The following is a 23483-nucleotide window of genomic DNA, read 5'->3' as shown; positions in this document are numbered from 1 at the left end:
CTTGATTTGATGCCGAGACCGGCTGGCGACTGGGTGTGAAGTCATGACCGAAGTCAATATTGATCTGCCGACGGCGGAAGCAGATGTTTTACGGTCGGCGAAACGCCTTTCCGTATTGCGGTCGGCAGTTATCGATCTTCCCGCACCCGATCTGGATCTCCGCGATATTACAGAGATCGCCGCGGATCTTTTCGATGCGCCCGTTGGCCTGTTGACCCTTGTCGATGAACGCGACCAGTGGTTCAAGGCAGCAACAGGAACCGATCAGACACGCGCTTCATCGGAGGCGTCGTTCTGCGTCCACACGATTTCAGGCGGGTTGCAGGACGCATTCATCGTTAACGATGCGACCAGGGATCCACGCTTTTCCAAGCAGCCGCAGGTGTCTGGCGCACCCTTCTTGCGATTTTATGCCGGTGTGCCGCTCGTCATCGAGGAACAGCCCATCGGCACGCTGTGCGTTTTCGACGTGAAGCCGCATGACACGGTTACGGACCGGCAGATTGTCCAGTTGCAGCGGCTGTCGAAGCTTGCCGCACACATGCTTAAGTTGAAGCACGAGGCTCACCAACGGGCGTTGAAGGAAGCCGTACTGACCCGCGAGGAGCAGCGACATGCGATGGCGCTGGATGCGGCCAATATCGGCAGCTGGTTGTGGGATGTGCGCTCCGGCAATGTGTCATGCAATGCGGCGATGTTGCGGATGTTCGGCATGCAACATTCTGGTGTCGTTCAGGCCAGAGATATTTTTACCGCAATTCATCCTGATGATCGCGTGGCGACTTTGTCCAAGTTGCGGTCGGCGATGGCGCAGAACGACGAATATGACGGCACCTTCCGGGTCGCGCCAAGCGGTCGGTGGCTGCTTGGACGCGGCCGGGTCCATGAGCGTGATGCAAACGGCAAACCGACGCTCTTTCTCGGCATCAATATCGATGTCACCGAGCAGCAGGTTTCGACCCAGCGCACGCGCCTGCTGCTGCGTGAACTCAACCACCGGGTCAAAAACACATTGGCGATGCTGCAATCGCTGGCCCGCCAGACCCTTCGCCAGACGAGCGATCCACAGGAATTCATGACCGCGTTTGCCGGCCGGCTCCAGTCGATTTCCGAAGCGCACGGGCTGCTTTCCGACCACGAGTGGGGGGAAATTCATCTTTCGGCCCTGCTTGCCAGGCAGTTGATGCCGCATGTCCGCGACTATCAGAAGCAGATCGAAATACACAAGGACGAGATTCTGCTTGGTCCGGATCAGGCCGTTGGTCTCGGCCTGGTTCTCCATGAACTTGCGACCAATGCGGCCAAATATGGCTCGCTGTCCGTTTATAATGGCAAAATCGTTCTAACGGCGCGCAGCGTCGACGAGGATGGTCGGAAAGTGCTGCATATGACCTGGACGGAAGTAGGCGGACCACCTGTCAGCGAGCCTACCCGGCGTGGTTTCGGCACCATCCTCATCGAGCGCAGCCTGGACAAGGTCATGGGCAGTTCCGTGAAGGTGGAGTATCTTTCAGCCGGCCTTACAGCTTTGATACGGTTGCCTCTTTAGGACGTGATGGCTCCGTAGCTGGCGCTTGCGAGACATCACTGGCGCTTGCGACCGGACTTTCGCATCAACCCCAGAACCGTGCCTACCGCAACGGCTGCGCCGGCTGCGGCGAGAGGACGTTTGCGGAAAATCGTCAATGCGGTCGCCACAGCGAGACTGGTCTGCGTCTTCGAGTTCCGCCGCTTCTCCGCCGCCAGGCGCCGGTCACGGGCATTCATCATGGCCATGACGGCGATCAGGAGTATTCCGACAGCCAGAAAACTGCCGGCAAGAATCAAAGTTGCCTGAAGTGGGGTGTAGAGAGAACTCAGGTAAATTGCCGCAGCCGTCATACCGAAAATATAGGCCGTCAGGAGAAACACCATGACCATGGCCCAAAGGGCACTGTTGCGCTTCAAACGCGCAATAATAACGCCAATATCCGACATGACGATGCCCGAAAGCATAGCGGCCAGAGGACCCATTTTATTCTCCAAAGCAAGCTGCTGCAGTCATGGCTGCCGCAATTCCGGCAGCCATTTCTGGAAGGTCGCAGTTTAACGGCGGCTGATGAGGACTGCAATCAGAAGTCCGAAGGCAGCGGCGGCGCCCAAGGTTGCGACGGGGTGTTCTCGCACGGTGGTGCGAACCTGGCGCTCTGTCACCGCGAAACGGTCGCGAAGGTCCGACAGGATCTGCTCACTGTTTTCCAAGAGGTCACTGAGACTTGCCTCGGCCTGATCGCGAACATCATGGGCGCGGGCTTTGACTTCGCCGGATGCCTGAGCACTCCGGCGGGACAGCATTTTGCCGATGGATGCCAGTTCATGGCGCAATTCCGCCACCTGGTCCTCGATAGGGGTCTCGGCGAAACGTTTTTTTGCGCTTGAACCGGAAAAAAGGCCTGCTGCCATGATGAAACTCCTTCTTAAAAAGGGATTGGACGCAGGGATGCGCCCAAAAGAGTGCCGACGCGAAGAAAAATTCCGGCCGGCGGTTCACACGAATAACGCGCAAACCGGCATATGGTTCCGGCGGCAGAAAGCGCCCGATCAGCCTGCGGACTGGGGCAGGACGAATGGCACACCGTTGGATGGCAGTGCGCTGACCCGCATGGCGCAGCCGAATACCGCCTCCATGACCGCATCCGTCATAACCTTGCCCGGTGCGCCGTCCGCGTAGACACGTCCGTTCCGAAGCATGACCATCCGGTCGGCAAACATGGCGGTGAGGTTGAGATCATGCATGATGGCGATGACCCCGCCACCGCGGCGGCAGAAATTGCCAGCCAGGCGCATGATGGTCAGCTGGTGGCGGATATCGAGGCTCGATACAGGTTCGTCGAGAAGCAGGAAGGTCGGTTCGCCGTCCACCACGGGCTCCCAGATCTGGCAGAGCGCCCGGGCGAGCTGGACACGCTGCTGCTCGCCGCCGGAGAGCTCCTGGTAGAAGCGGCCGGCGAAACCGGAGAGGTCGACCGCCTCCAACGCTTCCCTGACGATCCGATCCATTTCCGCCGGGCCGACCGCCGTGCCAACGGAAAGACCCATGCGAATGATTTCGCGCACCGTGAAGGGGAAGGAAATGACGGTGGATTGTGGCAGGACCGCGCGCTTCATCGCCAGTTCCCACGGCTTCAACGTCGCGATGTCGCGGCCGTTGATGCTGATCGTGCCGCTATAGGCGATTTCACCTGCTATTGCCTTCAGGCTGGTGGTCTTGCCGGAGCCGTTCGGGCCGACGATTGCCGTCATTTGCCCGGCCGGAGCCTCCAGTTCGATGCCGTGCAGCACCTGTTTGCCCGAAAGCCGGACGGAGAGGTTTTGGACGCTGATCATGATCTGTCCTTAAAGCCCCATATGGCTGCGGCCGCGCAACAGAACCCAAAGGAAAAAGGGTGCGCCTGCAAATGCCGTGATGATTCCGATCGGCAGTTCCGCCGGCGGGACGATGGTGCGGGCGACCATGTCTGCGAAAATCAGCAATATACCGCCCAGCAGCGCTGACGCTGGCAGCAGATAGCGGTGATCGGGTCCGATCACGAGGCGCAGCACATGCGGCACGACGATGCCGACAAAGCCGATGCCGCCGCTGACCGCTACCGATGCGCCCGTGGATGCCGCGACGCTGACGATTGCAATGTTCTTCAGGCGCTGGACCGGCACGCCCATGTGGAATGCGGCGGCTTCGCCAAGCGTCAGGGCGTTCAGCCCCCGGGCGAGAAACGGAACCACGGCAAGCGAGGCGAGGATGATCGGCCCGGCCGACAGGATCTTTGTCCAGTTGGCGCCGGCAAGCGAGCCCAGCCCCCAGAAGGTCAGGTCGCGCAGCTGCTTGTCATCGGCAATGAAGATGAGGATGCCGGTAACGGCACCCGCCAGGGCGCCGAGCGCAATGCCGGCGAGAAGCATGGTGGCAACCGAGGTCTGGCCGCCGCGGGTCGCGATCCGGTAGAGCAAGAGGGTGGTGACGAGACCGCCGAGAAAAGCGGCAACCGGAAGGGTGTAAAAGCCGAAGGCAGAGAACAATGGGCCGAAGAAGGTACTGCCGAGCACGATCATAGTCACCGCGCCGAGGCTTGCGCCGCCCGATACGCCAACGAGCGCCGGGTCGGCCAGGGGATTGCGGAACAGCCCCTGCATGACCGCGCCCGAGACGGCCAGCGACGCCCCGACCAGAAAGCCCATGACGGCACGCGGCAGGCGGATATCCAGGATGATAATCCGGTCGCGGGCGCTGACGGCCTGTTCGGCGCCGTCCATGCCGAGAAGCCAACCCAGCACATTGCCGAGCGATGCGTCGGCTGCGCCCGTCATGATGGAGGCGATGAAGATCGCTGCAGTGAACACAACCAGCGCAACGATCAAAAGCTGGGCCAGGCGCGACCGATCGCCGGTGGTCCATCCGGCTTTCAGTTGCGCCAAGCCATAGCGGTTGCCTGCCGCCATTTCACTGCGAGGCATTCGTCTTCTTTCCATATATGGCGGCATTCAAGGTGCGCACCGTCCCGGCTGTTCGCGGGCCGAAGCCCAGGAGATGCAGGCCATCCATGCGGATTACCGTCTGGTTCTTTGCCGCCGGGGTCAAGCTAAGGGCCGGATGCGAGAACAGTTCCGTATCGGACGCCGCGTGGCTTCCACGACGATCCATCATCAGGATGACATCCGGCTTTGCTTCGATGATCGCTTCGTCCGTCAGGGGCTTGTAGCCTTGAAAATTGCCCGTGGCGTTGAGCGCGCCCGAAAGGCGGATGACGCCATCGGCCGCGGTTCCGGTTCCCGACGCCATGATCTTGCCGTTCTGTGTGCTGAGGATAAACAGCACGCGCTTGCGCTCGCTTTGCGGGCGCGCGGCGGCGTCCGCAACGGCTGCATCCAGATCGGCTCTGACCGTATCGGCAAGTGCCGTCGCCTTGTCCGGCACGCCGAGAAAATCGCCGACAGTGCGGATCTTGGCAAGGATGCCATCCCGGCTATAAGCTTCCGGAACCGTCTGGAACGGGATATTGGCCGCCTTGAGGATATTCAAGGCCTCGGGCGGCCCGCTGCCTTCGACCGCAATGATCGCGGAGGGATTGGTGGCGATCACCCCTTCCGGCGAAAGCTGGCGCATATAGCCGACATCGGGAAGCTTCATGGCCGATTCCGGATAAATGCTGGTGGAGTCGCGGGCGACGATCCGCCCTTCCTCGCCAAGTGCGTAGATGATTTCGGTCACTGCGCCACCGATCGAAACCAGCCGGGAGGCATCCACCTTCTGCATGTCCTGTGCAGCGGCGGCCGCGATGAAGGACGGGCCATGCGGCGAGAGCGCTGGCATCACGAAAGGCGCGGTCACGGCAAAAATCGCCAACGCCAGTTCCCAGGACCGCAATCGGCGAAAATCAGGGGCATATTTCATCGCGATGTCCTTCAAGCGGCGATCGTTGTGTCGAGCCGGGCGAGATTTTCCATGATCGAGCGCCATTCGGGCCGTTCCGCCACACCCTCCTTGCGCTTGCCGAAATACTGGATGACCATGTCACCCTTGGCATCCAGCGCTTCCAGCGAGGTCACGTGACCGTCGGCGGTGGGCTTGCGGACCGCCCAGACTTCGGCGAGATGATCTGTGCGCAGATGCAAGTGAAAGGTCGGGTCCATGACATTGAGCCACGGCCCCATGGTACGGACATTGGCGATGGGTCCGGAGTGGATCTGGATAATGCCGTGATTGCCGACGAAGCACATAATCGGCAATTCGATTTTCGCGGCTTCGGTCAGCATCGTCTCGATCGAGGACGTCTGAAGCTTCCAGGCGTAATCTTCGCCAACAGACTGCAGCGCCCGCTGACGGCCGAGCTTGAGCCGGCGCAGAAGGCCGTGGAACTGATGCGTGTCCGTCATCCGGCTCCATTCGTCCCGCAAGGTTGCGACATCGACGTCGGTAATCTCATCTTCAGCAGGCGTCGTCGCACCAAGGTCGGCGGAAAATTCCTGCGACTGGTCTTCCAGTTTCAGCGCCTCGACGATGCTGTGATAGGCATCGAGGTTCGAGGCCTCGCGCAGGTGGATCTTGTGGACGGCCGTGCCGGCCCTGTCGAAGAACTGCAAGCTGCGACGCACATTGTTGTCGGCGTCGGTTTTCGTCACCGCGAAACCGTGCGCCCATACGCCGGGAAATATCCTGAGATCGATATTGTCGCCGAGAACGATGGCCGAATTCATGCCGGCCTTGATGTTTTCGAAGATACCGATCTTTTCATGAACGGCGCTTTCGTTGCGCGTCAGGGCCATGACTTCGCCGAGTTCCGCCACGCGCTCCAGCAGGCTGCTTGCAGACCCGTCGATTCGCACAGCGCTCAGTCCGCATTCGGCGGCAACGAGGGCGGCTTCTGAAATCCCGAGCCGGGCAGCAGTGTCACGTTCCCGCAAGCCCGGATTTTCGCTGCGGAAGGCGCGGATTTCGGACGGTGTCGGACGGGTATTCTGGGTCATGGAAACAGGCCTATTTGTTCAGGATAAGTTTGCCCTGGCGGGTGATTTTCATGCGATAGATCGAGCCGTCGTGGGCGATCAGGATTTCGGTCCTGCCGCGAAAAAGCTCGCGGCTTTCGATGATGTGCGGCGTATGGGCAATCGGCTTGGCGGCCGGCGCTGCATCTTTTTCATTCATCTTCACAGACGTTCTGTCCTGGTCGCGGCTTCGGAAACAGGTTTGGAGCCTGTTCGACGGTGTGGATTGCTCTTGCTATCTTGACTTCATTACTCATCTTTTATTATGCACGCAATACAGGATTTAATGACTCAAGTTTAATCACAGCCCCAGCGGCGTGTACGGCATGCAGTCTAATGGCTGGCAACGAGACGCAACCCAGGAATGGACAGCACATGAAATTTGACCGATTAACCCGCCTGGCTTTGTTTGCCGTTCTTTCCGCCGGCACAGGCCTTTTGTCCGGCGCGGCGATGGCGCAGGAGGCGACGGCAGGAAATCTCTCGATCGAGATGAACGACCTTTCGCCATCGGCCAAAGGCTGCAAACTGACCTTCGTGGCCGGCAACGGGCTTGGGCAGTCGATTACCAAGGCGTCTTTCGAATTCGTGCTGTTCGACGCCAAGGGTCTCGTCGAGCGTATGGCGGTTCTCGATTTCCGGGATCTGCCTGCCGGCAAGACCAAGGTTCGCCAGTTCGATCTTCCCGGTACGCAATGCGAGGCGGTCAAGAGCCTTCTGATCAACGATGCGCCGGTTTGCGAAGGCGAGGGCTTGGCCGGGGATGCCTGCATGAAAGCCCTGCGCACCGGATCGAAATCTTCCGTCGAACTGAAAGGATGATGCGGCTTTCGCATCGGTATCTGCGATGAAAACAACGGTGAAATGGACAGGGGCCATCGTCCTCTCGCTGCTTGCGCATGCAGGTATCGCCAAACTGCTCGAGCCGGGCGAAGCGCCGACGGAGCTTGCGATGATCCAGGGCGGCGAGGCCATGGAGGTCGCGGTGCTCGGCAATGCCTTCGAGGAGGTGCTGCAGGCGGGAGATCCCGCGGAAGAAGTCGAGCCGTTGGAAGCCGAACCCGAAGAGGTTGAGCCGGAGCCGGTGGAAACGGCCGAAATCGTACCGGTACAGCCCGACATTGTGTCGGAGACGCCGAGCGATATTGTGCCCACCGAAGCCGACATCATCCTCCCTGCGGAAGACATCGTACCGGTCCAATCCGAGCAAGCGGAAATCACCGCCACGATCGCACCTGTGGAGACAGTGGTTCCGGAGGAAAAGCCCGAGCCGGATATCATCAAGCCCGAGCCCGAGAAAAAGCCTGAGGCGAAAAAGAAGCCCGAGAAGAAAAAGCCGCGCAAGAAAGACGTGAAGAAGCGGGCGGGCGATGCCGGCAAATCGGTGGTTGCCCAGAGAAAGGGGCAAGCGGACGGCATCGAGGGGGCTGCCGCCAACTCTTCCACCGGCAAGAAAGGCAATGCGTCCCGGCAGGCGGGCAATGCCAATATGTCCAACTACGACGGAAAGGTTCGCGCCCGGCTGAACCGGTCGTTCCGCTTTCCCGCTGCGGCGAAGCGCGATGGCGCACGGGGCGTCGTCCAGGTGCAATTCACGGTGTCATCCGGTGGCGAAGCCGGCAGTATCAGGATCGTCAGGAGCAGTGGCCATCCGGCACTCGATCAAGCCGCACTGGAGGCTGTGCGCCGCGCAAGCCCTTTCCCGAATATACCCGAAAGTGCTGGCATCAGCAGCAAGGCTTATACGATCCCGCTGCAATTCGGGATCCGTTGACTGCCGTTTCACGGATCCGCAGTCCTCAGAATAAAAATATGAGTATTTTTGTCATCTTTATGCTTTACGGATTTTATCCGGTTCAATAGGGTGCAGCACGATCGGCCGAACAGGCGATTTTGAAGAACGAGCGGAGACTGACCATGGGCGACAGACGGAACCAACTGAAGCCGAAGCAGAAGCAGAGCAGAGAACCGGAAGCCCAGAACGCTACCCAGAAAAAGGCGGGTGCCGGCAAGCTTGAAGGCCGCAGCTTTCTTTATGTCGGTGGCCGGGATTGCCAGGTGGCGCATTTGCGGCAGATCGCCAGTTCCCATGGCGCCGAATTGATCCATCATGACGGCGGGTTGCGCGAGGCCGTGTCGCGCATTGACAACATCCTTCCTTCCGTCGACTGCGTTTTCTGCCCGATCGACTGTATCAGCCATGATGCCTGCCTGCGGGTGAAGACCGGCTGCAAGAAATGGGGCAAGGCCTTCGTTCCCTTGCGCAACGGCAGCAAATCAAGCCTTGAACGCGCCTTTCTCGATTTGAAGGAAAGCCGCGGCAACGCCGGTTGATGCTGTTCGACAGCGCGCCCTCGCACCGCTTTACGGAGATGACAATGACGGACGATCGCCTGGACCGGTTCACCATGATCGGGCTGCACAAACTCGCGGCCGGGGTCGGAGACGGGCTGGTTCCTGAGCTCTATGAGTTGCTGTCGCGCCCGATGTCACTAGACAGGGGCGGTGCCGTCATCGCACAGTTTCCGCGCGCTCGGGCACGCGGCGCCGTCCGGCCGGAGTTTGTGATTGCCCATGCCTGCAAAGACAATATTCTGCGCTTCCCCGATGAAGCGACGAAACGGGCTGGAACGAACAACAGGGCATAGGGAATATCGCATGTATTTTGCCATGAACAGATTTAAGATCGCCGCCGGTCACGAAGAAGCCTTCGAGACCGTGTGGGAGGATCGCGATTCCAGTCTGGCCGAGGTGCCGGGCTTCAAGGAGTTTCGCCTGCTGCGTGGGGACACGGTACCCGAGGAAGGCTATACGCTGTTCGTCTCCAGTTCGATCTGGGAGAGCCGTGATGCCTTTTCGGCCTGGACCAGGTCGGAAAATTTTCGGGCCGCACACAAGAATGCCGCCGAAAACCGCGCCATGTATCTCGGCCCGCCAAAATTCGAAGGCTTCGAGGCCGTGGAAGGCGCTTAGCCCAGATCTGGTTCAGGTCGTGCCGGCTTAAAGAAGGCGCCGGCGGCAATGGCCAGCCAGCCAAGCATCATCACGACACCCCCGGTCGGCGCCGACAGGGGGAACAGGCCGTGCCCGGCAACGTGCCGCAGGGTAAGATCCGCGGCGAACAGCGTTGTGCCGACGGCAAGCAGCAGCGTTGCAAGCGCCGCCGTGCGGATCGCCTGCCATCCGGCGTGAAGCGCGACGAGGGCAGGAGCGTGCGCCAGGCAAAGCAAGGATGCGCTGCCGAGCAGTCGCGGATCGGCACCATGCGAGGCGGCGGCGGCACTGGCCACGCCGAAAAGCCCCATCAATCCGGCGATGAACAAGGTCACAGGTTTCAAGCTGTCGCTGCGCATTATCTGTCTTCCCTGTTCTGCATATGGTGGGCGAGCCGGGTGACCGGTTCGAGGATGACGGACCGGAGTCGAGGATGGGCAACGGTCTCCTCCAAGGCACGGGTAAAGCAGAGCAGCCACTCCTCCCGCTCTTCAGGACCGATGGCTGCGCCAAAATGGCGGCTGCGCAGTCTCGGATGACCATGCTTGTCGGTATAAAGCGGCGGACCGCCGAGCCATCCTGTCAGATAATCGGTGAATTTTGCCTCGCTTCCCGACAGGTCGGCAGGGTGAAGGGCTCGGCAGCGCGCCGCCTCCGGCAGCGTGTCCATCAGTTCGTAAAATCGACGCGTAAGGCTTTTCACCGTGCTGTCGCCGCCAATGGCAGCATACAGCGTTTCCGTCGTGGGTTCCGTCATCATCCGATCCTTGTGCACACCGCTTCTACCGTGGCAACGGCGTTGGTTCCAATGATTTTCCGGCGGTTTTGTCTCTTGCGGCATTTGATCGCGCTGGACATGCCAGCGACAACCGTTCAGACGATACACCCGTGAGGCCGGGCCGACCTCACAATGCTTCCCCAACAACAGCTTAAGCAGGAATGCGTGATGAGCCAAACCATGATCTACGCCATGCTCGTTCTTGCCATCGTATTCGAGGTGCTCGGCACCTCGGCGATGCAGGCCGCACAGCATTTTACGCGGCTGGTGCCAACCCTTGTCATGGTCGTCTGCTATGCCATCGCCTTCTACTTCCTGTCCTATACGTTGAAATCGATTCCTGTCGGTATCGCCTATGCCATCTGGAGCGGACTCGGAATCGTGCTGATTTCTCTCGTCGGCTATCTCGTTTTTGGGCAGAAACTCGACCTTGCCGCCGTGCTGGGTCTGGGGCTGATCATCGCCGGTGTCATCGTCCTCAACGTCTTCTCCAAATCCACCTTTCACTGACGCGAAAAAACAGCGGGAATCCGGATGGATTTGGTCTTGCTAAAGCGCGAATCGGTGGCTATCGCTCGTGATTGAAAGCGCTTTCAATCGATCGGTGAAAAAGGAAGACCGGCATGGCCATTAAGGCGATTGTGTGGGGTGAGAATATCCACGAACAGACCAATGCAGTTGTTCGCGAGATTTATCCTGAGGGTATGCATGCGACGATTGCCGCCGCGCTGAACGAGGATGATGCGATCCGCGCGGAAACCGCGACCTTGCAGCAACCGGAGCATGGCCTGACGGAAGAGCGGCTGGCCGATACGGACGTGCTTCTATGGTGGGGCCACAAGGATCATGGTGCGGTCTCCGACGTCGTGGTCGAGCGTGTCGCCAAGCGGGTGTGGGAAGGCATGGGCCTGATCGTGCTGCATTCGGGCCATTTTTCAAAGCCGTTCAAACGGCTGATGGGCACGCCCTGTGCGCTGAAATGGCGCGAGGCCGGCGAGCGGGAACGTCTCTGGGTGATCAACCCGCGGCACCCGATCGCCGAAGGGCTGGATGAGCATTTCGTTCTGGAGAACGAAGAGATGTACGGTGAGCAGTTCTCAGTGCCCGAGCCGCTTGAAACCGTTTTCATTTCCTGGTTCGCGGGCGGCGAGGTGTTCCGCTCGGGCCTGACATGGCGGCGCGGGGCCGGAAACATCTTCTATTTTCGTCCGGGACACGAAACCTATCCGACTTATCACGACGCGAATGTGCACAAGGTCCTGCGCAATTCCGTGAAATGGGCCTACAATCCGCAAGGCACCTACACGGCTATCCACGACGCGCCGAACGTGCCCGTCGAGCAGGCCCTGGAACCCATCGTCGAGCGCGGCCCGCGGCTGCATCAGGATGGGGAGGAAGGCTACAAATGATCAGGCCGGTCCGTCTTCTCATTCTTGGAACCGGCGGCATGGCCAACAGCCATGCCATGAACTTCTCGACGATCAGCGATGCGCAACTGGTGGCGGCGGTCGATGTGGATCTCGTTAGGGTGCAGGGTTTTGCGCTCCGGCATGGAATTTCGAACACCTTCACATCGCTAGACGAGGCGATCGCGTGGGGCGAATTCGACGCGGTGGCCAATGTCACGCCCGACAGCATCCATTATCCGACGACGCTGAAGCTGCTTGCCGCCGGCAAACACGTGTTTTGCGAAAAGCCGCTTGCCGAAAACTATGCCAAGGCCGACGAGATGGCGACGCTTGCAGGCCAACTCGGCCTCGTCAACATGGTCAATCTCACCTACCGCAATGTGGCGCAGGTGCAGGCGGCGCGGCAACTGGTGCTGTCGGGCGCTATTGGCACGGTTCGCCATGTCGAGGCCTCCTACCTGCAGAGCTGGCTCGTTTCGAAAGCCTGGGGCGACTGGGCAACGGAATCGCAGTGGCTCTGGCGCCTGTCGACAAAGCATGGGTCCAACGGTGTTCTCGGCGATGTCGGCATCCATATTCTCGATTTCGCCGGTTACGGTGCAGCCACCGATATCGATCATATCTTTGCGCGGCTGAAGACCTTTGAGAAAGCGCCGGGAAACCGCATCGGCGAATATGATCTGGACGCCAACGACAGCTTTACCATGACGGCCGAATTTGCGAACGGCGCCATGGGCGTCATCCATGCCAGCCGTTGGGCGACCGGCCATCTCAACGAGCTGCGCCTGCGCATGCATGGCGACAAGGGCGCTATCGAGGTCTTCCACTCGCTCGACCGGTCGACCCTGCGCGCCTGCCTGGGGGACGATGTAGAGAAAGCCGTCTGGAAGGAGATGGAGGTCGAGCCGGTTTTGACCAACTACCAGCGCTTCGTCGATGCTGTGCTTGCTGGAGAGACGCGGGAACCGGATTTCCGGCATGCCGCCAATCTTCAGAGGATTCTCGATCTGGCCATGGAAAGCCACAGGGAGCGCCGGGAACTTGCGGTCTGACGTCAGGTGAACGGCGCCCGCCCGGTGGAGTTGCGAATGACCAGCTCTACCGCCCAGACCTCGCGCAGGGTCTCGGGCGGAGATCCCTGTAGAAGCTCCAGCACCATTTCGCCGATCCGCGCTCCCGCCGCCCGGATGGACGAACGGGTCGTGGACAGCGACGGGATGAGGTTGTCCGGGCTGATATAGGGAAAGACGTCGTCATGGGCGATCAGCGATATGTCGTCGCCGATCCGCATTCCGGCAATCCGTATCGCCCGCATCGCGCCGAGCGCCGTCATCATCGATCCCGCGACGACCGCCGTCGGCTTGTCGCTGCCGTCGAGCAAATCGCGCATCAGCCTGAAGCCGGCCTCGTCGGTAAATTCACCATGCGCCGCCAAGGCCGGATCGGATTGGATGCCGCGGTCGGCGTGGGCGGCCTCGTAGCCGCTCTGCCGGTGCATGGCAAAGATCCGGCCGCTAAAACCGTTGAGCAGGGCTATCCTGCGATGGCCGAGATCGAGCAGATGCCCGGTCGACTGCCGCACGGCTCCGAAATTGTCGATGTCGAGCCAGCCGAAATGCCCCTCGCTTTCGGTGCGCCCGTGAACGATGAAGGGCAGGTCGAGCGCCGTCAGCAGCGCAATTCGCGGATCATCCCGGAAGGGCGAGTGGAGAACGACCGCATCCACGCGCTTGCTGGCTGCCAGCCGCCGATAGGTGGCAAGTTCGGCCTCCTGCGTATCGACGGTCGAGACGAGGATGTCGATCTCCTCCTGCTGCAGTCTGCCGCCCAAACCACCCATGAACTCGCTGCTGTGCGGCCCGAATTCGCCGCCGCCCTGAAGCACGATGCCGACCGCGCCGACCCGGCCGGTCGCGAGGCCGAGCGCACTTGTGTTCGGCCTGTAACCGAACTCGCGCGCGGCCGTGATCACCCGTTCCCGCGTCGATTGCTTGACCTCGGGATAACCGCTCAGCGCGCGGCTGACCGTTGTCTGCGAGAGTTCCAGCTTCTTTGCGAACTCCTTGAGGTTCATGGCATCGTCTCCTTCCCGCCGGCGCAGTTGCCATATTGCGAACCGGTGGTTCACGGACCCGTCGTCTGTCTTCAAGCACTTATAACAGCGCCTTTTTTGCCGGTGGGGAAAATTCTTGAGACCGCATTGTTATTCGTAACCGGTTTGAATAGCATCGCATTCTTGACCGGATGGACAAAATCGATTTGTCCTTCACACAAGGCAAGGATCTGGAATGCAGGCAGTGTTCGACGGCCACAACGACGTCCTGCTCAGACTGTGGAGCAATGCCAGGAAGGGTGCCGATCCGGTTCTTGAGTTTTCACAAGGCACGGCGGAAGGCCACATTGACGGACCGCGCGCCAGGCAGGGTGGTCTCGCGGGCGGCCTGTCGGCGATCTACATACCGTCCAACCATCTGGTGCTGAAGACGCCGGATGAAAACGGCCACTATGCGACGCCTTTGTCGGAGCCGCTTGAACGCCAGCCATCGCTCGACGTCGCCTTGGAATTCGCAGCGATCGCGTTGCGCCTTGACCGCGCCGGCGCATGGAAGCTTTGCCGCTCGACGCAGGATATCAGGACGGCGATGGAGGCCGGTGTCTTTGCAGCCGTGCTGCATATGGAAGGCTGCGAGGCGATCGGGCCGGAGCTGACCGAACTGGAGACCTTTTACGCCGCCGGTCTGCGGTCGCTCGGACCCGTCTGGAGCCGTAACAATATTTTCGGACATGGCGTGCCTTTCGCCTATCCGATGAGCCCCGACACGGGACCGGGGCTGACCGATGCGGGTTTTGAGCTGGTCCGGAGCTGCAACAGGCTCGGTATTCTGGTCGATCTTGCGCATATCACCGAAAAGGGTTTCTGGGACGTCGCCCGAACCACCGACCAGCCGCTGATCGCCAGCCATTCAAACGCCCATGCGCTGACGGCCGTCGCGCGCAACCTGACAGACCGCCAGATGGACGCGATCCGGGAGAGCAGGGGGCTTGCCGGGCTGAACTATGCGACCACGATGCTCCGTCCCGATGGCCTGGAAAACGCGAAGACGCCGCTGTCGGACATGGTCCGGCATATCGATTACATGGTCGAGCGCATGGGTATCGACTGCGTCGCGCTTGGCTCGGATTTCGACGGCGCAACCATACCGGAGGACATCAGCGATGCCGCAGGCAACCAAAGCCTGATTGCCGCCCTCAAGGGTGCCGGTTATGGTGATGCGGAGCTTGCCAAACTGTGCCGCGACAACTGGTTGCGTGTTCTGGCACTGGCCTGGCACGAAGCGCCCTGAGCGATAGAGTTCATACAATCAGAAAAAGGGAACGGAACAATGATGCATTCACTCAACAAGCATATGCGTAAATTGACGGCAGGTGCCGCCCTCTCGCTGATCCTTGTGGCCGGTGCGCCCGCCTATGCCGAAACGCCCGCCGATACGCTGGTCGAGGGTTTTGCGTTCGACGACATCATCACCATGGACCCGGGCGAGGCCTTCGAGCTCTCCACCGCCGAGGTGACATCTAACACCTACAGCTATCTCGTTCGCCTCGATCTCAACGACACCTCCAAGATCGTCGGCGACCTCGCCGAAAGCTGGACGGTGTCGGACGACGGCCTGACCTACACGTTCAAGCTGAAGCCCGGCCTGAAATTCGCCTCCGGTAATCCGGTCACCGCAGAGGATGTCTCCTATTCCTTCGAGCGTGTCGTCAAGCTCGACAAGAGCCCGGCCTTCATTCTCACCCAGTTCGGCCTGAGCGGCGACAATGTGACGGAAAAAGCCAAGGCTTCGGATGAGAACACCTTTGTCTTTACGGTCGACAAGGCCTATGCGCCCAGCTTCGTTCTCAATTGCCTGACGGCGACCGTCGGCGCCGTGGTCGACAAGAAGCTCGTTGTGGAAAATGCAAAGCCCATGACGCCATCGGCCGAGTACAAGTACGACACCGACTTCGGCAATGAATGGCTGAAGACTGGGTATGCCGGATCCGGCGCTTTCAAGCTGCGCGAATGGCGTGCCAACGAGGTGGTGGTACTGGAGCGCAACGATAATTATTACGGCGAGAAGGTGCCGCTCGCCCGCGTCATCTACCGCCATATGAAGGAAAGCTCCGGCCAGCGCCTGGCGCTGGAAGCCGGCGATATCGACGTTGCACGCAATCTCGAGCCCGGCGATCTTGAGGCGGTGGCGAAGAACACCGATCTCGCCGCCACCAGCGCCCCGAAGGGCACCGTCTATTATTTCAGCCTCAACCAGAAGAACCCGAACCTTGCCAAGCCGGAAGTCGCGGAAGCGTTCAAGTATCTGGTCGATTACGACGCCATCGGTTCGACGCTGATCAAGGGTATCGGGGAGATCCACCAGACATTTCTGCCAAAGGGGGTTCTCGGCGAACTCTCGGAAAATCCCTACAAGCTGGATGTCGCCAAGGCCAAGGAATTGCTCGCCAAGGCAGGCCTTGCCGACGGCTTCACGGTGACGATGGACGTCCGAAATACACAGCCGGTTACCGGCATTGCCGAATCCGTGCAGCAGACGCTGGCCCAGGCCAATATCAAGATGGACATCATCCCGGGCGACGGCAAGCAGACGCTGACGAAATACCGGGCCCGCACGCACGACATCTATATCGGCCAGTGGGGACAGGATTATTTCGATCCGAATTCCAACGCCGAGACCTTCACCGTCAACCCCGACAATTCCGACGAGGGCAAGAACAAGACGCTTGCCTGGCGCAATACCTGGGATGTGCCGAAGGAGTGGACGGAGCAGAGCAAGGCGGCGCTGCTTGAAAAGGACGCTGCCAAGCGTGCCGAAATGTACAAGGACCTGCAGAAGAAGGTGCTGGCTCAAAGTCCCTTTGTCATCGTTTTCCAGCAGACCGAGGTGGCCGGCTACCGCGCGAACCTGAAGGGCTTCAAGCTCGGCCCGAGCTTCGATACCAACTACGTCTTCACCGTGTCGAAGGAATAGTTCGGGGCAAAGCCGGTGAGCCTTCCCGAAACCGTAGAATTGGCCGGGCGCGGACGCGCCCGCGCCAGGGGATGGGCAGGGACCGCCTTGCGGTTCCTGGTCGTCATCGTCACGACCTATCTCGGCCTGCTGGCCGTGACCTTTTTTATCGGCCGCGTCATTCCGATCGATCCGGTGCTGGCGATCCTTGGCGATCGGGCACCGGCGCATGTGGTGGAGCGGACGCGGGAGGCGCTGGGGTTCAACAGGCCGCTGTACGAGCAGTTCTTTTTATACGTCCGGGACGCCCTGACCGGCAATTTCGGCACCTCGGTTCTGACGACGAACCCTGTCATGAGCGACATACGCCGGGTATTCCCGGCAACGCTCGAACTGGCGACGCTGGGCACGCTGATCGGCAGCCTTATCGGTGTGCCGCTCGGGGTGCTAGCCGCCGTCAAGCGCGGCTCGATCGCCGACCAGATCGTGCGAATCGTCGGCCTTGTCGGCTACTCCGTGCCGATCTTCTGGCTGGCGCTTCTGTCGCTGCTTCTGTTCTATGCCAAGCTCAGATGGGTCGCCTTTCCCGGCCGCATCGACATCGTTTATGAATACAGTTTTACGCCCGTTACCGGCCTCTACCTGCTGGACTCGGCGATGCAGGGGCAATGGGATGTGTTCCGCGACGTCTTCCGTCACATCATCCTGCCGGCCAGCCTGCTTGGCTATTTCTCGCTCGCCTATATCAGCCGCATGACCCGCAGCTTCATGCTGAACGAACTGAGCCAGGAATATATCGTCGCGGCACGCGCCAAGGGTCTTTCCGAAACCCGGATCATCTGGGGCCATGCCCTGCGCAATGCCGCTGTGCCGCTGGTCACGGTGATTGCGCTCTCCTATGCGGGGCTGCTGGAAGGCTCGGTGCTGACGGAAACGGTTTTCGCCTGGCCGGGGCTTGGCCTCTACATCACCAATTCCCTGCAAAATGCCGACATGAACGCGGTTCTCGGTGGCACGATCATCATCGGCTCCGTTTTCATCGCCATCAACATCCTGTCGGATCTTCTCTACAGGACGCTTGACCCAAGGACGCGCGCCAAATGAGCGAGATGACACCGTCCCTTCCGATGAACCGCCGGGCGTGGCTGATGACCGACCGGCCGCAATCGCGCCTGCAGGCTCGTCTCGGCCGTGCCTACATGACGTGGCGGCGCTTTTCCGCCAACAGGTTGGCGGTCATCGGGCTTGGCATCATTCTCCTGCTCATCCTGATCGCGATCTTCGCCGATGTGCTGGCGCCGCATTCGCCCGTCATCGGCAATCTTGGCGGCGCCCGCCTTTTGCCGCCGGGGAGCGAGGGCTATCTGCTCGGCACGGACGACCAGGGCCGGGACATTCTCTCGCGCCTGCTGCACGGCTCGCGGCTGACGCTGTTCGTCATCGTGCTGGTCGCGATCATCGCGGCACCGATCGGCCTTCTCGTCGGCGCCGTCTCCGGCTATGCGGGCGGCTGGGTCGATGCCGTCCTGATGCGCATTACCGATATCTTCCTCGCCTTTCCCAAACTCGTGCTGGCGCTCGCCTTCGTTGCCGCCATGGGGCCGGGCATCGAGAACGCGATCGTCGCCATCGCCGTTACCTCCTGGCCGCCCTATGCGCGCATCGCTCGGGCCGAGACGCTGACGGTGCGCAATTCGGATTATATCTCCGCCATCCGGCTGATGGGGGCGTCGCCATTTCGCATCGTGCTGCGCCATGTGATGCCCATGTGCCTGTCGTCGCTGATCGTGCGCGTCACGCTCGACATGGCCGGCATCATCCTGACAGCCGCCGGCCTCGGCTTCCTCGGTCTTGGCGCACAGCCGCCGCTTCCCGAATGGGGGGCGATGATTGCTTCCGGCCGCCGGTTCATTCTCGATCAGTGGTGGGTCGCCACCATGCCCGGCATTGCCATCCTCATCGTCAGCCTCGGCTTCAACCTGCTCGGCGACGGGCTGCGCGACGCGCTTGATCCGAAGGAAAGCGGCCAATGAACCCGATGCTGACCGTAGACGATCTGAGGGTAAGCTTTCCCACGCGCAGCGGCGTGATTGAGGCCGTGCGCGGCGTGTCTTTCACGCTCGGGCGCGAGCGGTTGGGCATCGTCGGGGAGAGCGGATCCGGCAAGTCGCAGACCGGCAGGGCGATCATGGGACTGACGCCGCCGCAGGCGCGGATTTCTGCCGGGACACTGAACTTCGACGGTGTCGATCTCCTCTCCATTGCGCCGAAAACCCGGCGTTCCCTGCGCGGCAGCCGGATTGCGATGATCCTTCAGGATCCGAAATATTCGCTGAACCCCGTGATGAGCATCGGCCGTCAGATCGTAGAGACGCTGCGCACCCATGAGGCTGTGAGCAAGAAAGAGGCCCGCGACAGGGCGATCGCTATGCTGGAGGCGGTACAGATTCGCGATGCAGAGCGCGTTTTCGATCTCCATCCGCACGAGGTCTCCGGCGGCATGGGCCAGCGGGCAATGATCGCGATGATGCTGATCGCCTCGCCGGAGCTCTTGATTGCCGACGAGCCGACATCGGCCCTCGACGTCACCGTTCAGCTCGACGTCCTCAGAATCCTCGACAGGCTTGTGGCGGACAGGGGCATGGGGCTGATCTTCATCTCGCACGATCTGCGGCTGGTGTCGTCCTTCTGCGACCGGGTCATCGTCATGTATGCTGGGCGGATCGTCGAGGAGATCAAGGCGTCGGATCTCGGCAATGCGAAGCATCCCTATACGCAGGGCCTGCTCAACTGCATGCCGACGCTCGGCACCAACAGGCACCCGCTACCGGTGCTCGACCGCCAGCCGGAGTGGGCGGCATGACGGCGGCGGTCTCTATCGAAAATCTGACGGTGATCTACGATGCGTTCCATGCGCTGAAGGATGTCAGTATCACCGTGGCGCCGGGCGAATCCTTTGGGCTGGTCGGAGAGTCAGGTTCCGGCAAATCGACCTTGCTGCGCGCCATCGTCGGGCTGGCGCCGCTTGCCTCCGGCAAGATCCTTCTGGACGGCATGCCGCTTGACGCAAGGCGCCGCGACAAGGCCTTCTACCGCAAGGTCCAGATGGTGTTTCAGGATCCCTACGGCTCGCTCCACCCGCGGCAGACCGTGGATCGCCTGCTGCAGGAGCCGCTCGACATTCATTCCGTCGCCGATTCCGAGCGCCGCATCCTGCGGGCTCTGGACGAGGTCGGGCTCGGCTCGTCCTTCCGCTTCCGCTACGCGCACCAGCTGTCCGGCGGACAGCGCCAGCGCATCGCCATTGCCCGCGCCCTGATCGTCGAACCGAAGATCATGCTGCTTGACGAGCCGACCTCGGCCCTCGACGCCTCCGTGCAGGCCGAAATTCTCAACCTGCTCGAACAGGTCCGCCGCGACCGCAAGCTCACCTACCTCATGGTCAGCCACGATCTCGGCGTCGTCACGCATATGTGCGAGCGGCTGGCGGTGATGAACAGCGGCAAAGTAGTGGAAGAACTGACAGCCGGCCAGCTGACCTCCGGGCAGGTGAGGGAAACGTATACGAAGAACCTGATGGTGGCGAGCAAGGGCTTCGTGCGGGCGGCTGCTGGAGAACCAGACGCCATTCACCGCCTGTAGAAACACGGGCAAGGTTCTGCGGACATCGACTGATGCGTGCTTTCGACAAGTTGGTTTTGTCGAAGCGGCTGTCTCGTTGATCACGGCCGGCGCATTGCCGGAGGGCTCGAATTCAGCCGGTTCGCGTCATATGTTCCGGCGCCATGCGCCGGGGGTTGCGCCGACGATGGCCGAGAACACGCGGGTGAAATGGCTCTGATCCGCAAAGCCGCAAGCGATGGCGACTTCGGCAAGCGGTGCATTGGACGAGCGGAGCAGGTCTCGGGCGCGTTTGATCCGTTCGCCAAGAAGCCACTGGTAGGGCGTCACGCCCGTCGTTTCCCTGAAGGCACGGATGAAATAACCGCGTGACAGGTTACAGGCCTGGGCAACGTCCAGAACCGAAACGTCGCCTTCAAGATTTTCGAGGATGATGCTTTTTGCCAGTTCCTCATGCGCGCGGGACAGGCTTGCCGTTCGGCTGGCGGTCTGGGCCTGTCGTCCACCGTAGCGCTGCACAAGATAGGCGCCGATCGCCGTCGTCATCTGATCGACGAACAGGGCGCTGGCCTCTTCCGGCCTTTCGAGCGCCGGGATCAGCGCGCGCGCAAGATTGGCAAGCACGATATCCTTGGACGCCGTTTCAGCTGCCAGTGACGTAACGCCGGCAAGCTCCGCCTCGTTGGCGATTCTTTCGAGAGATGCAGGCGATATCTCGAACAGCATGAAATCGAACGGGTTGCTGAGATCTGCCGTGTAGGCTTGAGCGAGATCGCGAATATAAATCGCGTTTTCGGTGAAATCATGGGACGATGCATGATGTTCATGGAAAATGTGCCGTCGGTGGCCACCAGTCAAAGACACGCCGATGACGAAACCGCGATCGCTGGCCGAGGTCTTGACTTGATCGAGCCTGGTTTGGCCCGTCGCCTTTCGGAAGATCCCGATGTCTGCGGTCGTCAGGCTCTGGCTGATTGCCAGCTGTTTCAAAGGGCAACCAAATCCGTCGATCACGTGTTGAGCCGAAGACTGGGTTTTAGGAGTAGAATCAGAGATCAAGACGTATAATTTCCCTCTGGAGCCATGGGTGCCCGCCTTGGCGGGTATGAGTGAGGATTGGCATTGCTTTTCCGCTAGTCTGTTAAAATCTCTGCGGAAAGGATCCTTTTCTTCAAGATCGGCGTTCTGATGCCGCATAGAACGGGTATGCCGCGTCTGCGTTCCGGCTTACCGCTTCCTGGGCGGATGATCGATACAAATATGAGTGAACGGTTGACCGTCAGCGACAGAATTGCAGCGGGTTTCGGTGTCGGGGCGGCAAGGGAACTGGTCATTGTGCCATTCCGTGACGCAAAACTTACGATTGTACATCTTTGCCGTTTTTATGAAGGTGGCGACGATCCGGTGTTTCTTCCGCCGGAAGATGCATTCCTCGTGATGCTGTATCTCGCCGATGTCGACCACGCCGACATCCGTCCGGGCGGTACACTGGAATCGTCGAGACACTACCCCAAAGGCTCGATCTGTCTCATCAGCCTGAAAAAAGGGGCTGCCATCGCAGTCAGTGGTTGCCTTGAGGCGCTGGTGTTTCATGTTCCGAAGGCGCATCTCGTTGAACTCACCGCAGAGGCCGGCGAGCCGCAAATTGATGATCTTGAGACGTGCCGAGGGGTTGACGATCCGGTTGTTCGAAATATCGGTGCGGCTCTTTTGCCGATGTTCGACATGCCTGAAGAGGTGAGGGACAGCTTGCTTGCGCATGTCGGGCTGGCTTTCAACGCCCATCTCGCACACCGGTACGGGAGGTCTCCCGCCCAGAGGCTTTCGGCCAGCGGCCGTTTCTCTCCCTTGCAGGAAAAGCGCGTCAGAACCTTTATCGCCGCCAATTTGTCGCGCGATATCCAAATCCACGAGATTGCCGATGCGAGCGGGTTTTCCGCAGACGAATTCCGCTCGGGCTTCCTGGCCACGACCGGGCAGTCTGTCGGTGAGTGGCTTTCGGCACGTCGGGTGGAGCGGGCCAAGGCGCAACTGGCCAAAACGGCTGAAAACATGGCTTCGATCGCCAGGGCATGCGGCTTTCAGAACGAGCACGCTTTCACCGACATCTTTACCAGATCCGTCGGGATGCCGCCGGCCGCGTGGCGCTCAAGCAACCGTCATTGACGGACGCGGGGTCGATCTGGATGCCGCCAAGCCGCGGCGGCATCCAGATGCATTGCTGATCAGGCCTTGATGAAGGCAAGCAGGTCGGCGTTCAGGACATCGGCATTGGTGGTCAGCATGCCGTGCGGGAAGCCCGGATAGGTTTTGATCGTACCGTTCCTCAACAGCTTGATGGCCTTGTGGGCGGCATCGGCGATCGGCACAATCTGGTCGTCTTCCCCATGCAGCACCAGCGTGGGCACACTGATCGCCTTGAGGTCTTCCGTCTGGTCGGTTTCCGAAAAGGCCTTGATGCCATCGTAATGGGCCTTTGCGCCGCCCATCATGCCCTGACGCCACCAATTCTGGATCACGCCTTCGTGGACCGTCGTTCCCTCGCGGTTGAAGCCATAGAAGGGGCCAGCGGGCACGTCGCGGAAGAACTGCGCGCGGTTGGCGGCCAAGGCCGAGCGGAAGCCGTCGAAGACTTCGATCGGCAGGCCTTCCGGATTGGCAGCCGTCTTGAGCATCAAGGGCGGTACTGCGGAAACAAGGACCGCCTTGGCGACGCGACCGGCCGGCTCGCCATGTCTGGCCACATAGCGGGCAACTTCGCCACCGCCTGTCGAATGGCCGATGTGGACGGCATTTTTGAGGTCGAGCGCTTCCACCACGGCGAATGCGTCGGCAGCGTAGTGGTCCATGTCATGACCATCCGAGACTTGCGTCGAGCGGCCATGGCCGCGGCGATCATGGGCAACCACGCGGTAGCCCTGACCAAGGAAAAACAGCATCTGGGCATCCCAGTCGTCGGACGAAAGCGGCCAGCCGTGATGAAACACAACCGGCTGTGCGTCCTTCGGACCCCAATCCTTGTAGAAGATTTCTGTGCCGTCTGCGGTGGTAACGAAGCCCATGGTCTTTTCTCCTGTATTTGCTGGGATGAGAGTGGCAGCGGGTGTCGCTGCCGAGGTAAAGCGGACTGGAAACAGAAGGCTTGCGGTGAAAACT

General features: G+C 60.6%; 28 protein-coding genes. 16 read left to right on the top strand and 12 right to left on the bottom strand.

Annotated elements, in window-relative coordinates:
• Positions 1-43: 43 nt before the first annotated feature.
• Complete coding sequence (locus tag PY308_RS15650; RefSeq protein WP_275784276.1) at positions 44-1549, top strand: sensor histidine kinase; 1506 nt, start codon at positions 44-46, stop codon at positions 1547-1549.
• Between the two features lie 35 nt (positions 1550-1584).
• Here PY308_RS15650 and PY308_RS15645 read toward each other — a convergent pair whose 3' ends face one another.
• From PY308_RS15645 to hemP, 7 genes are all read right to left on the bottom strand, one after another.
• Positions 1585-2013 carry a hypothetical protein gene (locus PY308_RS15645; RefSeq protein WP_275784273.1) on the bottom strand — a complete coding sequence of 143 codons (429 nt, stop codon included), beginning with the start codon at positions 2011-2013 and terminating at the stop codon, positions 1585-1587.
• A 72-nt stretch (positions 2014-2085) separates the two neighbouring features.
• Positions 2086-2442: an ElaB/YgaM/YqjD family protein gene (locus PY308_RS15640; RefSeq protein WP_275784271.1), complete on the bottom strand. Its 357-nt coding sequence runs from the start codon at positions 2440-2442 to the stop codon at positions 2086-2088.
• A 138-nt stretch (positions 2443-2580) separates the two neighbouring features.
• Positions 2581-3366: a heme ABC transporter ATP-binding protein gene (locus PY308_RS15635; protein WP_275784268.1), complete on the bottom strand. Its 786-nt coding sequence runs from the start codon at positions 3364-3366 to the stop codon at positions 2581-2583.
• Positions 3367-3375: 9 nt separating this feature from the next.
• Positions 3376-4476, bottom strand: a complete 1101-nt coding sequence (locus PY308_RS15630) for a FecCD family ABC transporter permease (protein WP_275791159.1) — start codon at positions 4474-4476, stop codon at positions 3376-3378.
• A 1-nt stretch (position 4477) separates the two neighbouring features.
• The gene (locus PY308_RS15625; protein ID WP_275784265.1) at positions 4478-5428 is read right to left on the bottom strand and encodes a heme/hemin ABC transporter substrate-binding protein; all 951 of its coding nucleotides are present in this window, start codon (positions 5426-5428) and stop codon (positions 4478-4480) included.
• Positions 5429-5439: 11 nt separating this feature from the next.
• Positions 5440-6501, bottom strand: a complete 1062-nt coding sequence (locus tag PY308_RS15620; protein WP_275784263.1) for a hemin-degrading factor — start codon at positions 6499-6501, stop codon at positions 5440-5442.
• Between the two features lie 10 nt (positions 6502-6511).
• Positions 6512-6679: a hemin uptake protein HemP gene (hemP, locus tag PY308_RS15615; protein WP_434064261.1), complete on the bottom strand. Its 168-nt coding sequence runs from the start codon at positions 6677-6679 to the stop codon at positions 6512-6514.
• Positions 6680-6894: 215 nt separating this feature from the next.
• Here hemP and PY308_RS15610 point away from each other — a divergent pair, with 215 nt between their 5' ends.
• The 5 genes from PY308_RS15610 (at position 6895) to hmuQ (ending at position 9492) form a co-directional block, all read left to right on the top strand.
• Positions 6895-7341, top strand: a complete 447-nt coding sequence (locus tag PY308_RS15610; protein ID WP_275784259.1) for a hypothetical protein — start codon at positions 6895-6897, stop codon at positions 7339-7341.
• 25 nt (positions 7342-7366) lie between these two features.
• On the top strand, positions 7367-8293 hold the full coding sequence (locus tag PY308_RS15605) for an energy transducer TonB (RefSeq protein ID WP_275784257.1): 927 nt from the start codon (positions 7367-7369) through the stop codon (positions 8291-8293).
• A 143-nt stretch (positions 8294-8436) separates the two neighbouring features.
• A complete protein-coding gene (locus PY308_RS15600; protein ID WP_275784256.1) occupies positions 8437-8853 on the top strand; it encodes a DUF2325 domain-containing protein in 417 nt (138 codons plus the stop codon).
• 44 nt (positions 8854-8897) lie between these two features.
• Positions 8898-9167: a hypothetical protein gene (locus tag PY308_RS15595; protein WP_275784254.1), complete on the top strand. Its 270-nt coding sequence runs from the start codon at positions 8898-8900 to the stop codon at positions 9165-9167.
• Positions 9168-9177: 10 nt separating this feature from the next.
• A complete protein-coding gene (hmuQ, locus tag PY308_RS15590) occupies positions 9178-9492 on the top strand; it encodes a heme-degrading protein HmuQ (protein WP_275784253.1) in 315 nt (104 codons plus the stop codon).
• Here hmuQ and PY308_RS15585 read toward each other — a convergent pair.
• Entirely contained in the window at positions 9489-9872 is a 384-nt protein-coding gene (locus PY308_RS15585; protein ID WP_275784251.1) for a DUF423 domain-containing protein, read from the bottom strand. The genes hmuQ and PY308_RS15585 overlap by 4 nt on opposite strands.
• Positions 9872-10270, bottom strand: a complete 399-nt coding sequence (locus tag PY308_RS15580; RefSeq protein ID WP_275784248.1) for a group II truncated hemoglobin — start codon at positions 10268-10270, stop codon at positions 9872-9874. Before PY308_RS15580 ends, PY308_RS15585 begins: the two co-directional genes overlap by 1 nt.
• A 189-nt stretch (positions 10271-10459) precedes the next feature.
• On the opposite strand from PY308_RS15580, the gene PY308_RS15575 reads away from it, so the two are divergent.
• The 3 genes from PY308_RS15575 to PY308_RS15565 all read left to right on the top strand — a co-directional run bounded on the left by PY308_RS15575 (position 10460) and on the right by PY308_RS15565 (position 12752).
• Positions 10460-10801 (top strand): DMT family transporter, encoded by a 342-nt coding sequence (locus PY308_RS15575; RefSeq protein WP_275784246.1) that lies wholly within the window; start codon positions 10460-10462, stop codon positions 10799-10801.
• A 113-nt stretch (positions 10802-10914) separates the two neighbouring features.
• Positions 10915-11700: a ThuA domain-containing protein gene (locus PY308_RS15570; protein ID WP_275784244.1), complete on the top strand. Its 786-nt coding sequence runs from the start codon at positions 10915-10917 to the stop codon at positions 11698-11700.
• Positions 11697-12752 (top strand): Gfo/Idh/MocA family protein, encoded by a 1056-nt coding sequence (locus tag PY308_RS15565; RefSeq protein WP_275784241.1) that lies wholly within the window; start codon positions 11697-11699, stop codon positions 12750-12752. Before PY308_RS15570 ends, PY308_RS15565 begins: the two co-directional genes overlap by 4 nt.
• A gap of 2 nt (positions 12753-12754) precedes the next feature.
• On the opposite strand, the gene PY308_RS15560 is transcribed toward PY308_RS15565, so the two are convergent.
• Positions 12755-13774, bottom strand: a complete 1020-nt coding sequence (locus tag PY308_RS15560; RefSeq protein WP_275784238.1) for a substrate-binding domain-containing protein — start codon at positions 13772-13774, stop codon at positions 12755-12757.
• Positions 13775-13988: 214 nt separating this feature from the next.
• On the opposite strand from PY308_RS15560, the gene PY308_RS15555 reads away from it, so the two are divergent.
• From PY308_RS15555 to PY308_RS15530, 6 genes are read left to right on the top strand one after another with little or no spacing between them, the layout of a single operon-like run.
• The gene (locus PY308_RS15555; protein ID WP_275784235.1) at positions 13989-15044 is read left to right on the top strand and encodes a dipeptidase; all 1056 of its coding nucleotides are present in this window, start codon (positions 13989-13991) and stop codon (positions 15042-15044) included.
• A gap of 39 nt (positions 15045-15083) precedes the next feature.
• Positions 15084-16727, top strand: coding sequence for an ABC transporter substrate-binding protein (locus PY308_RS15550; protein WP_275784233.1), 1644 nt, complete (start codon positions 15084-15086; stop codon positions 16725-16727).
• A 39-nt stretch (positions 16728-16766) separates the two neighbouring features.
• Entirely contained in the window at positions 16767-17810 is a 1044-nt protein-coding gene (locus tag PY308_RS15545) for an ABC transporter permease (protein ID WP_275791158.1), read from the top strand.
• Complete coding sequence (locus PY308_RS15540) at positions 17807-18739, top strand: ABC transporter permease (protein WP_275784230.1); 933 nt, start codon at positions 17807-17809, stop codon at positions 18737-18739. The genes PY308_RS15545 and PY308_RS15540 overlap by 4 nt, the downstream gene beginning before the upstream one ends.
• A complete protein-coding gene (locus PY308_RS15535) occupies positions 18736-19569 on the top strand; it encodes an ABC transporter ATP-binding protein (protein ID WP_275784229.1) in 834 nt (277 codons plus the stop codon). The genes PY308_RS15540 and PY308_RS15535 overlap by 4 nt, the downstream gene beginning before the upstream one ends.
• Positions 19566-20348, top strand: coding sequence for an ABC transporter ATP-binding protein (locus PY308_RS15530; protein WP_275784226.1), 783 nt, complete (start codon positions 19566-19568; stop codon positions 20346-20348). The genes PY308_RS15535 and PY308_RS15530 overlap by 4 nt, the downstream gene beginning before the upstream one ends.
• Before the next feature lie 126 nt (positions 20349-20474).
• On the opposite strand, the gene PY308_RS15525 is transcribed toward PY308_RS15530, so the two are convergent.
• Positions 20475-21308, bottom strand: coding sequence for an AraC family transcriptional regulator (locus PY308_RS15525; RefSeq protein WP_275791157.1), 834 nt, complete (start codon positions 21306-21308; stop codon positions 20475-20477).
• Positions 21309-21587: 279 nt separating this feature from the next.
• On the opposite strand from PY308_RS15525, the gene PY308_RS15520 reads away from it, so the two are divergent.
• Positions 21588-22493 carry an AraC family transcriptional regulator gene (locus PY308_RS15520; RefSeq protein ID WP_275784224.1) on the top strand — a complete coding sequence of 302 codons (906 nt, stop codon included), beginning with the start codon at positions 21588-21590 and terminating at the stop codon, positions 22491-22493.
• Between the two features lie 59 nt (positions 22494-22552).
• On the opposite strand, the gene PY308_RS15515 is transcribed toward PY308_RS15520, so the two are convergent.
• Positions 22553-23389 carry an alpha/beta fold hydrolase gene (locus PY308_RS15515; protein ID WP_338051073.1) on the bottom strand — a complete coding sequence of 279 codons (837 nt, stop codon included), beginning with the start codon at positions 23387-23389 and terminating at the stop codon, positions 22553-22555.
• Between the last annotated feature and the right edge of the window lie 94 nt (positions 23390-23483).

This window comes from Pararhizobium gei (assembly GCF_029223885.1).
Classification (GTDB): domain Bacteria; phylum Pseudomonadota; class Alphaproteobacteria; order Rhizobiales; family Rhizobiaceae; genus Pararhizobium; species Pararhizobium gei.
The sequence above is the reverse complement of the archived record's forward strand: the minus strand, read 5'-3'. Positions and strand labels throughout refer to the sequence as shown.

Excerpts from the sequence above, each read along its gene's own strand:
- PY308_RS15650 (WP_275784276.1), top strand. The coding sequence starts at position 44 with ATGACCGAAGTCAATATTGATCTGCCGACGGCGGAAGCAGATGTTTTA.
- PY308_RS15645 (WP_275784273.1), bottom strand. The coding sequence starts at position 2,013 with ATGGGTCCTCTGGCCGCTATGCTTTCGGGCATCGTCATGTCGGATATT.
- PY308_RS15640 (WP_275784271.1), bottom strand. The coding sequence starts at position 2,442 with ATGGCAGCAGGCCTTTTTTCCGGTTCAAGCGCAAAAAAACGTTTCGCC.
- PY308_RS15635 (WP_275784268.1), bottom strand. The coding sequence starts at position 3,366 with ATGATCAGCGTCCAAAACCTCTCCGTCCGGCTTTCGGGCAAACAGGTG.
- PY308_RS15630 (WP_275791159.1), bottom strand. The coding sequence starts at position 4,476 with ATGGCGGCAGGCAACCGCTATGGCTTGGCGCAACTGAAAGCCGGATGG.
- PY308_RS15625 (WP_275784265.1), bottom strand. The coding sequence starts at position 5,428 with ATGAAATATGCCCCTGATTTTCGCCGATTGCGGTCCTGGGAACTGGCG.
- PY308_RS15620 (WP_275784263.1), bottom strand. The coding sequence starts at position 6,501 with ATGACCCAGAATACCCGTCCGACACCGTCCGAAATCCGCGCCTTCCGC.
- hemP (WP_434064261.1), bottom strand. The coding sequence starts at position 6,679 with ATGAATGAAAAAGATGCAGCGCCGGCCGCCAAGCCGATTGCCCATACG.
- PY308_RS15610 (WP_275784259.1), top strand. The coding sequence starts at position 6,895 with ATGAAATTTGACCGATTAACCCGCCTGGCTTTGTTTGCCGTTCTTTCC.
- PY308_RS15605 (WP_275784257.1), top strand. The coding sequence starts at position 7,367 with ATGAAAACAACGGTGAAATGGACAGGGGCCATCGTCCTCTCGCTGCTT.
- PY308_RS15600 (WP_275784256.1), top strand. The coding sequence starts at position 8,437 with ATGGGCGACAGACGGAACCAACTGAAGCCGAAGCAGAAGCAGAGCAGA.
- PY308_RS15595 (WP_275784254.1), top strand. The coding sequence starts at position 8,898 with ATGACGGACGATCGCCTGGACCGGTTCACCATGATCGGGCTGCACAAA.
- hmuQ (WP_275784253.1), top strand. The coding sequence starts at position 9,178 with ATGTATTTTGCCATGAACAGATTTAAGATCGCCGCCGGTCACGAAGAA.
- PY308_RS15585 (WP_275784251.1), bottom strand. The coding sequence starts at position 9,872 with ATGCGCAGCGACAGCTTGAAACCTGTGACCTTGTTCATCGCCGGATTG.
- PY308_RS15580 (WP_275784248.1), bottom strand. The coding sequence starts at position 10,270 with ATGACGGAACCCACGACGGAAACGCTGTATGCTGCCATTGGCGGCGAC.
- PY308_RS15575 (WP_275784246.1), top strand. The coding sequence starts at position 10,460 with ATGAGCCAAACCATGATCTACGCCATGCTCGTTCTTGCCATCGTATTC.
- PY308_RS15570 (WP_275784244.1), top strand. The coding sequence starts at position 10,915 with ATGGCCATTAAGGCGATTGTGTGGGGTGAGAATATCCACGAACAGACC.
- PY308_RS15565 (WP_275784241.1), top strand. The coding sequence starts at position 11,697 with ATGATCAGGCCGGTCCGTCTTCTCATTCTTGGAACCGGCGGCATGGCC.
- PY308_RS15560 (WP_275784238.1), bottom strand. The coding sequence starts at position 13,774 with ATGAACCTCAAGGAGTTCGCAAAGAAGCTGGAACTCTCGCAGACAACG.
- PY308_RS15555 (WP_275784235.1), top strand. The coding sequence starts at position 13,989 with ATGCAGGCAGTGTTCGACGGCCACAACGACGTCCTGCTCAGACTGTGG.
- PY308_RS15550 (WP_275784233.1), top strand. The coding sequence starts at position 15,084 with ATGATGCATTCACTCAACAAGCATATGCGTAAATTGACGGCAGGTGCC.
- PY308_RS15540 (WP_275784230.1), top strand. The coding sequence starts at position 17,807 with ATGAGCGAGATGACACCGTCCCTTCCGATGAACCGCCGGGCGTGGCTG.
- PY308_RS15535 (WP_275784229.1), top strand. The coding sequence starts at position 18,736 with ATGAACCCGATGCTGACCGTAGACGATCTGAGGGTAAGCTTTCCCACG.
- PY308_RS15530 (WP_275784226.1), top strand. The coding sequence starts at position 19,566 with ATGACGGCGGCGGTCTCTATCGAAAATCTGACGGTGATCTACGATGCG.
- PY308_RS15520 (WP_275784224.1), top strand. The coding sequence starts at position 21,588 with ATGAGTGAACGGTTGACCGTCAGCGACAGAATTGCAGCGGGTTTCGGT.
- PY308_RS15515 (WP_338051073.1), bottom strand. The coding sequence starts at position 23,389 with ATGGGCTTCGTTACCACCGCAGACGGCACAGAAATCTTCTACAAGGAT.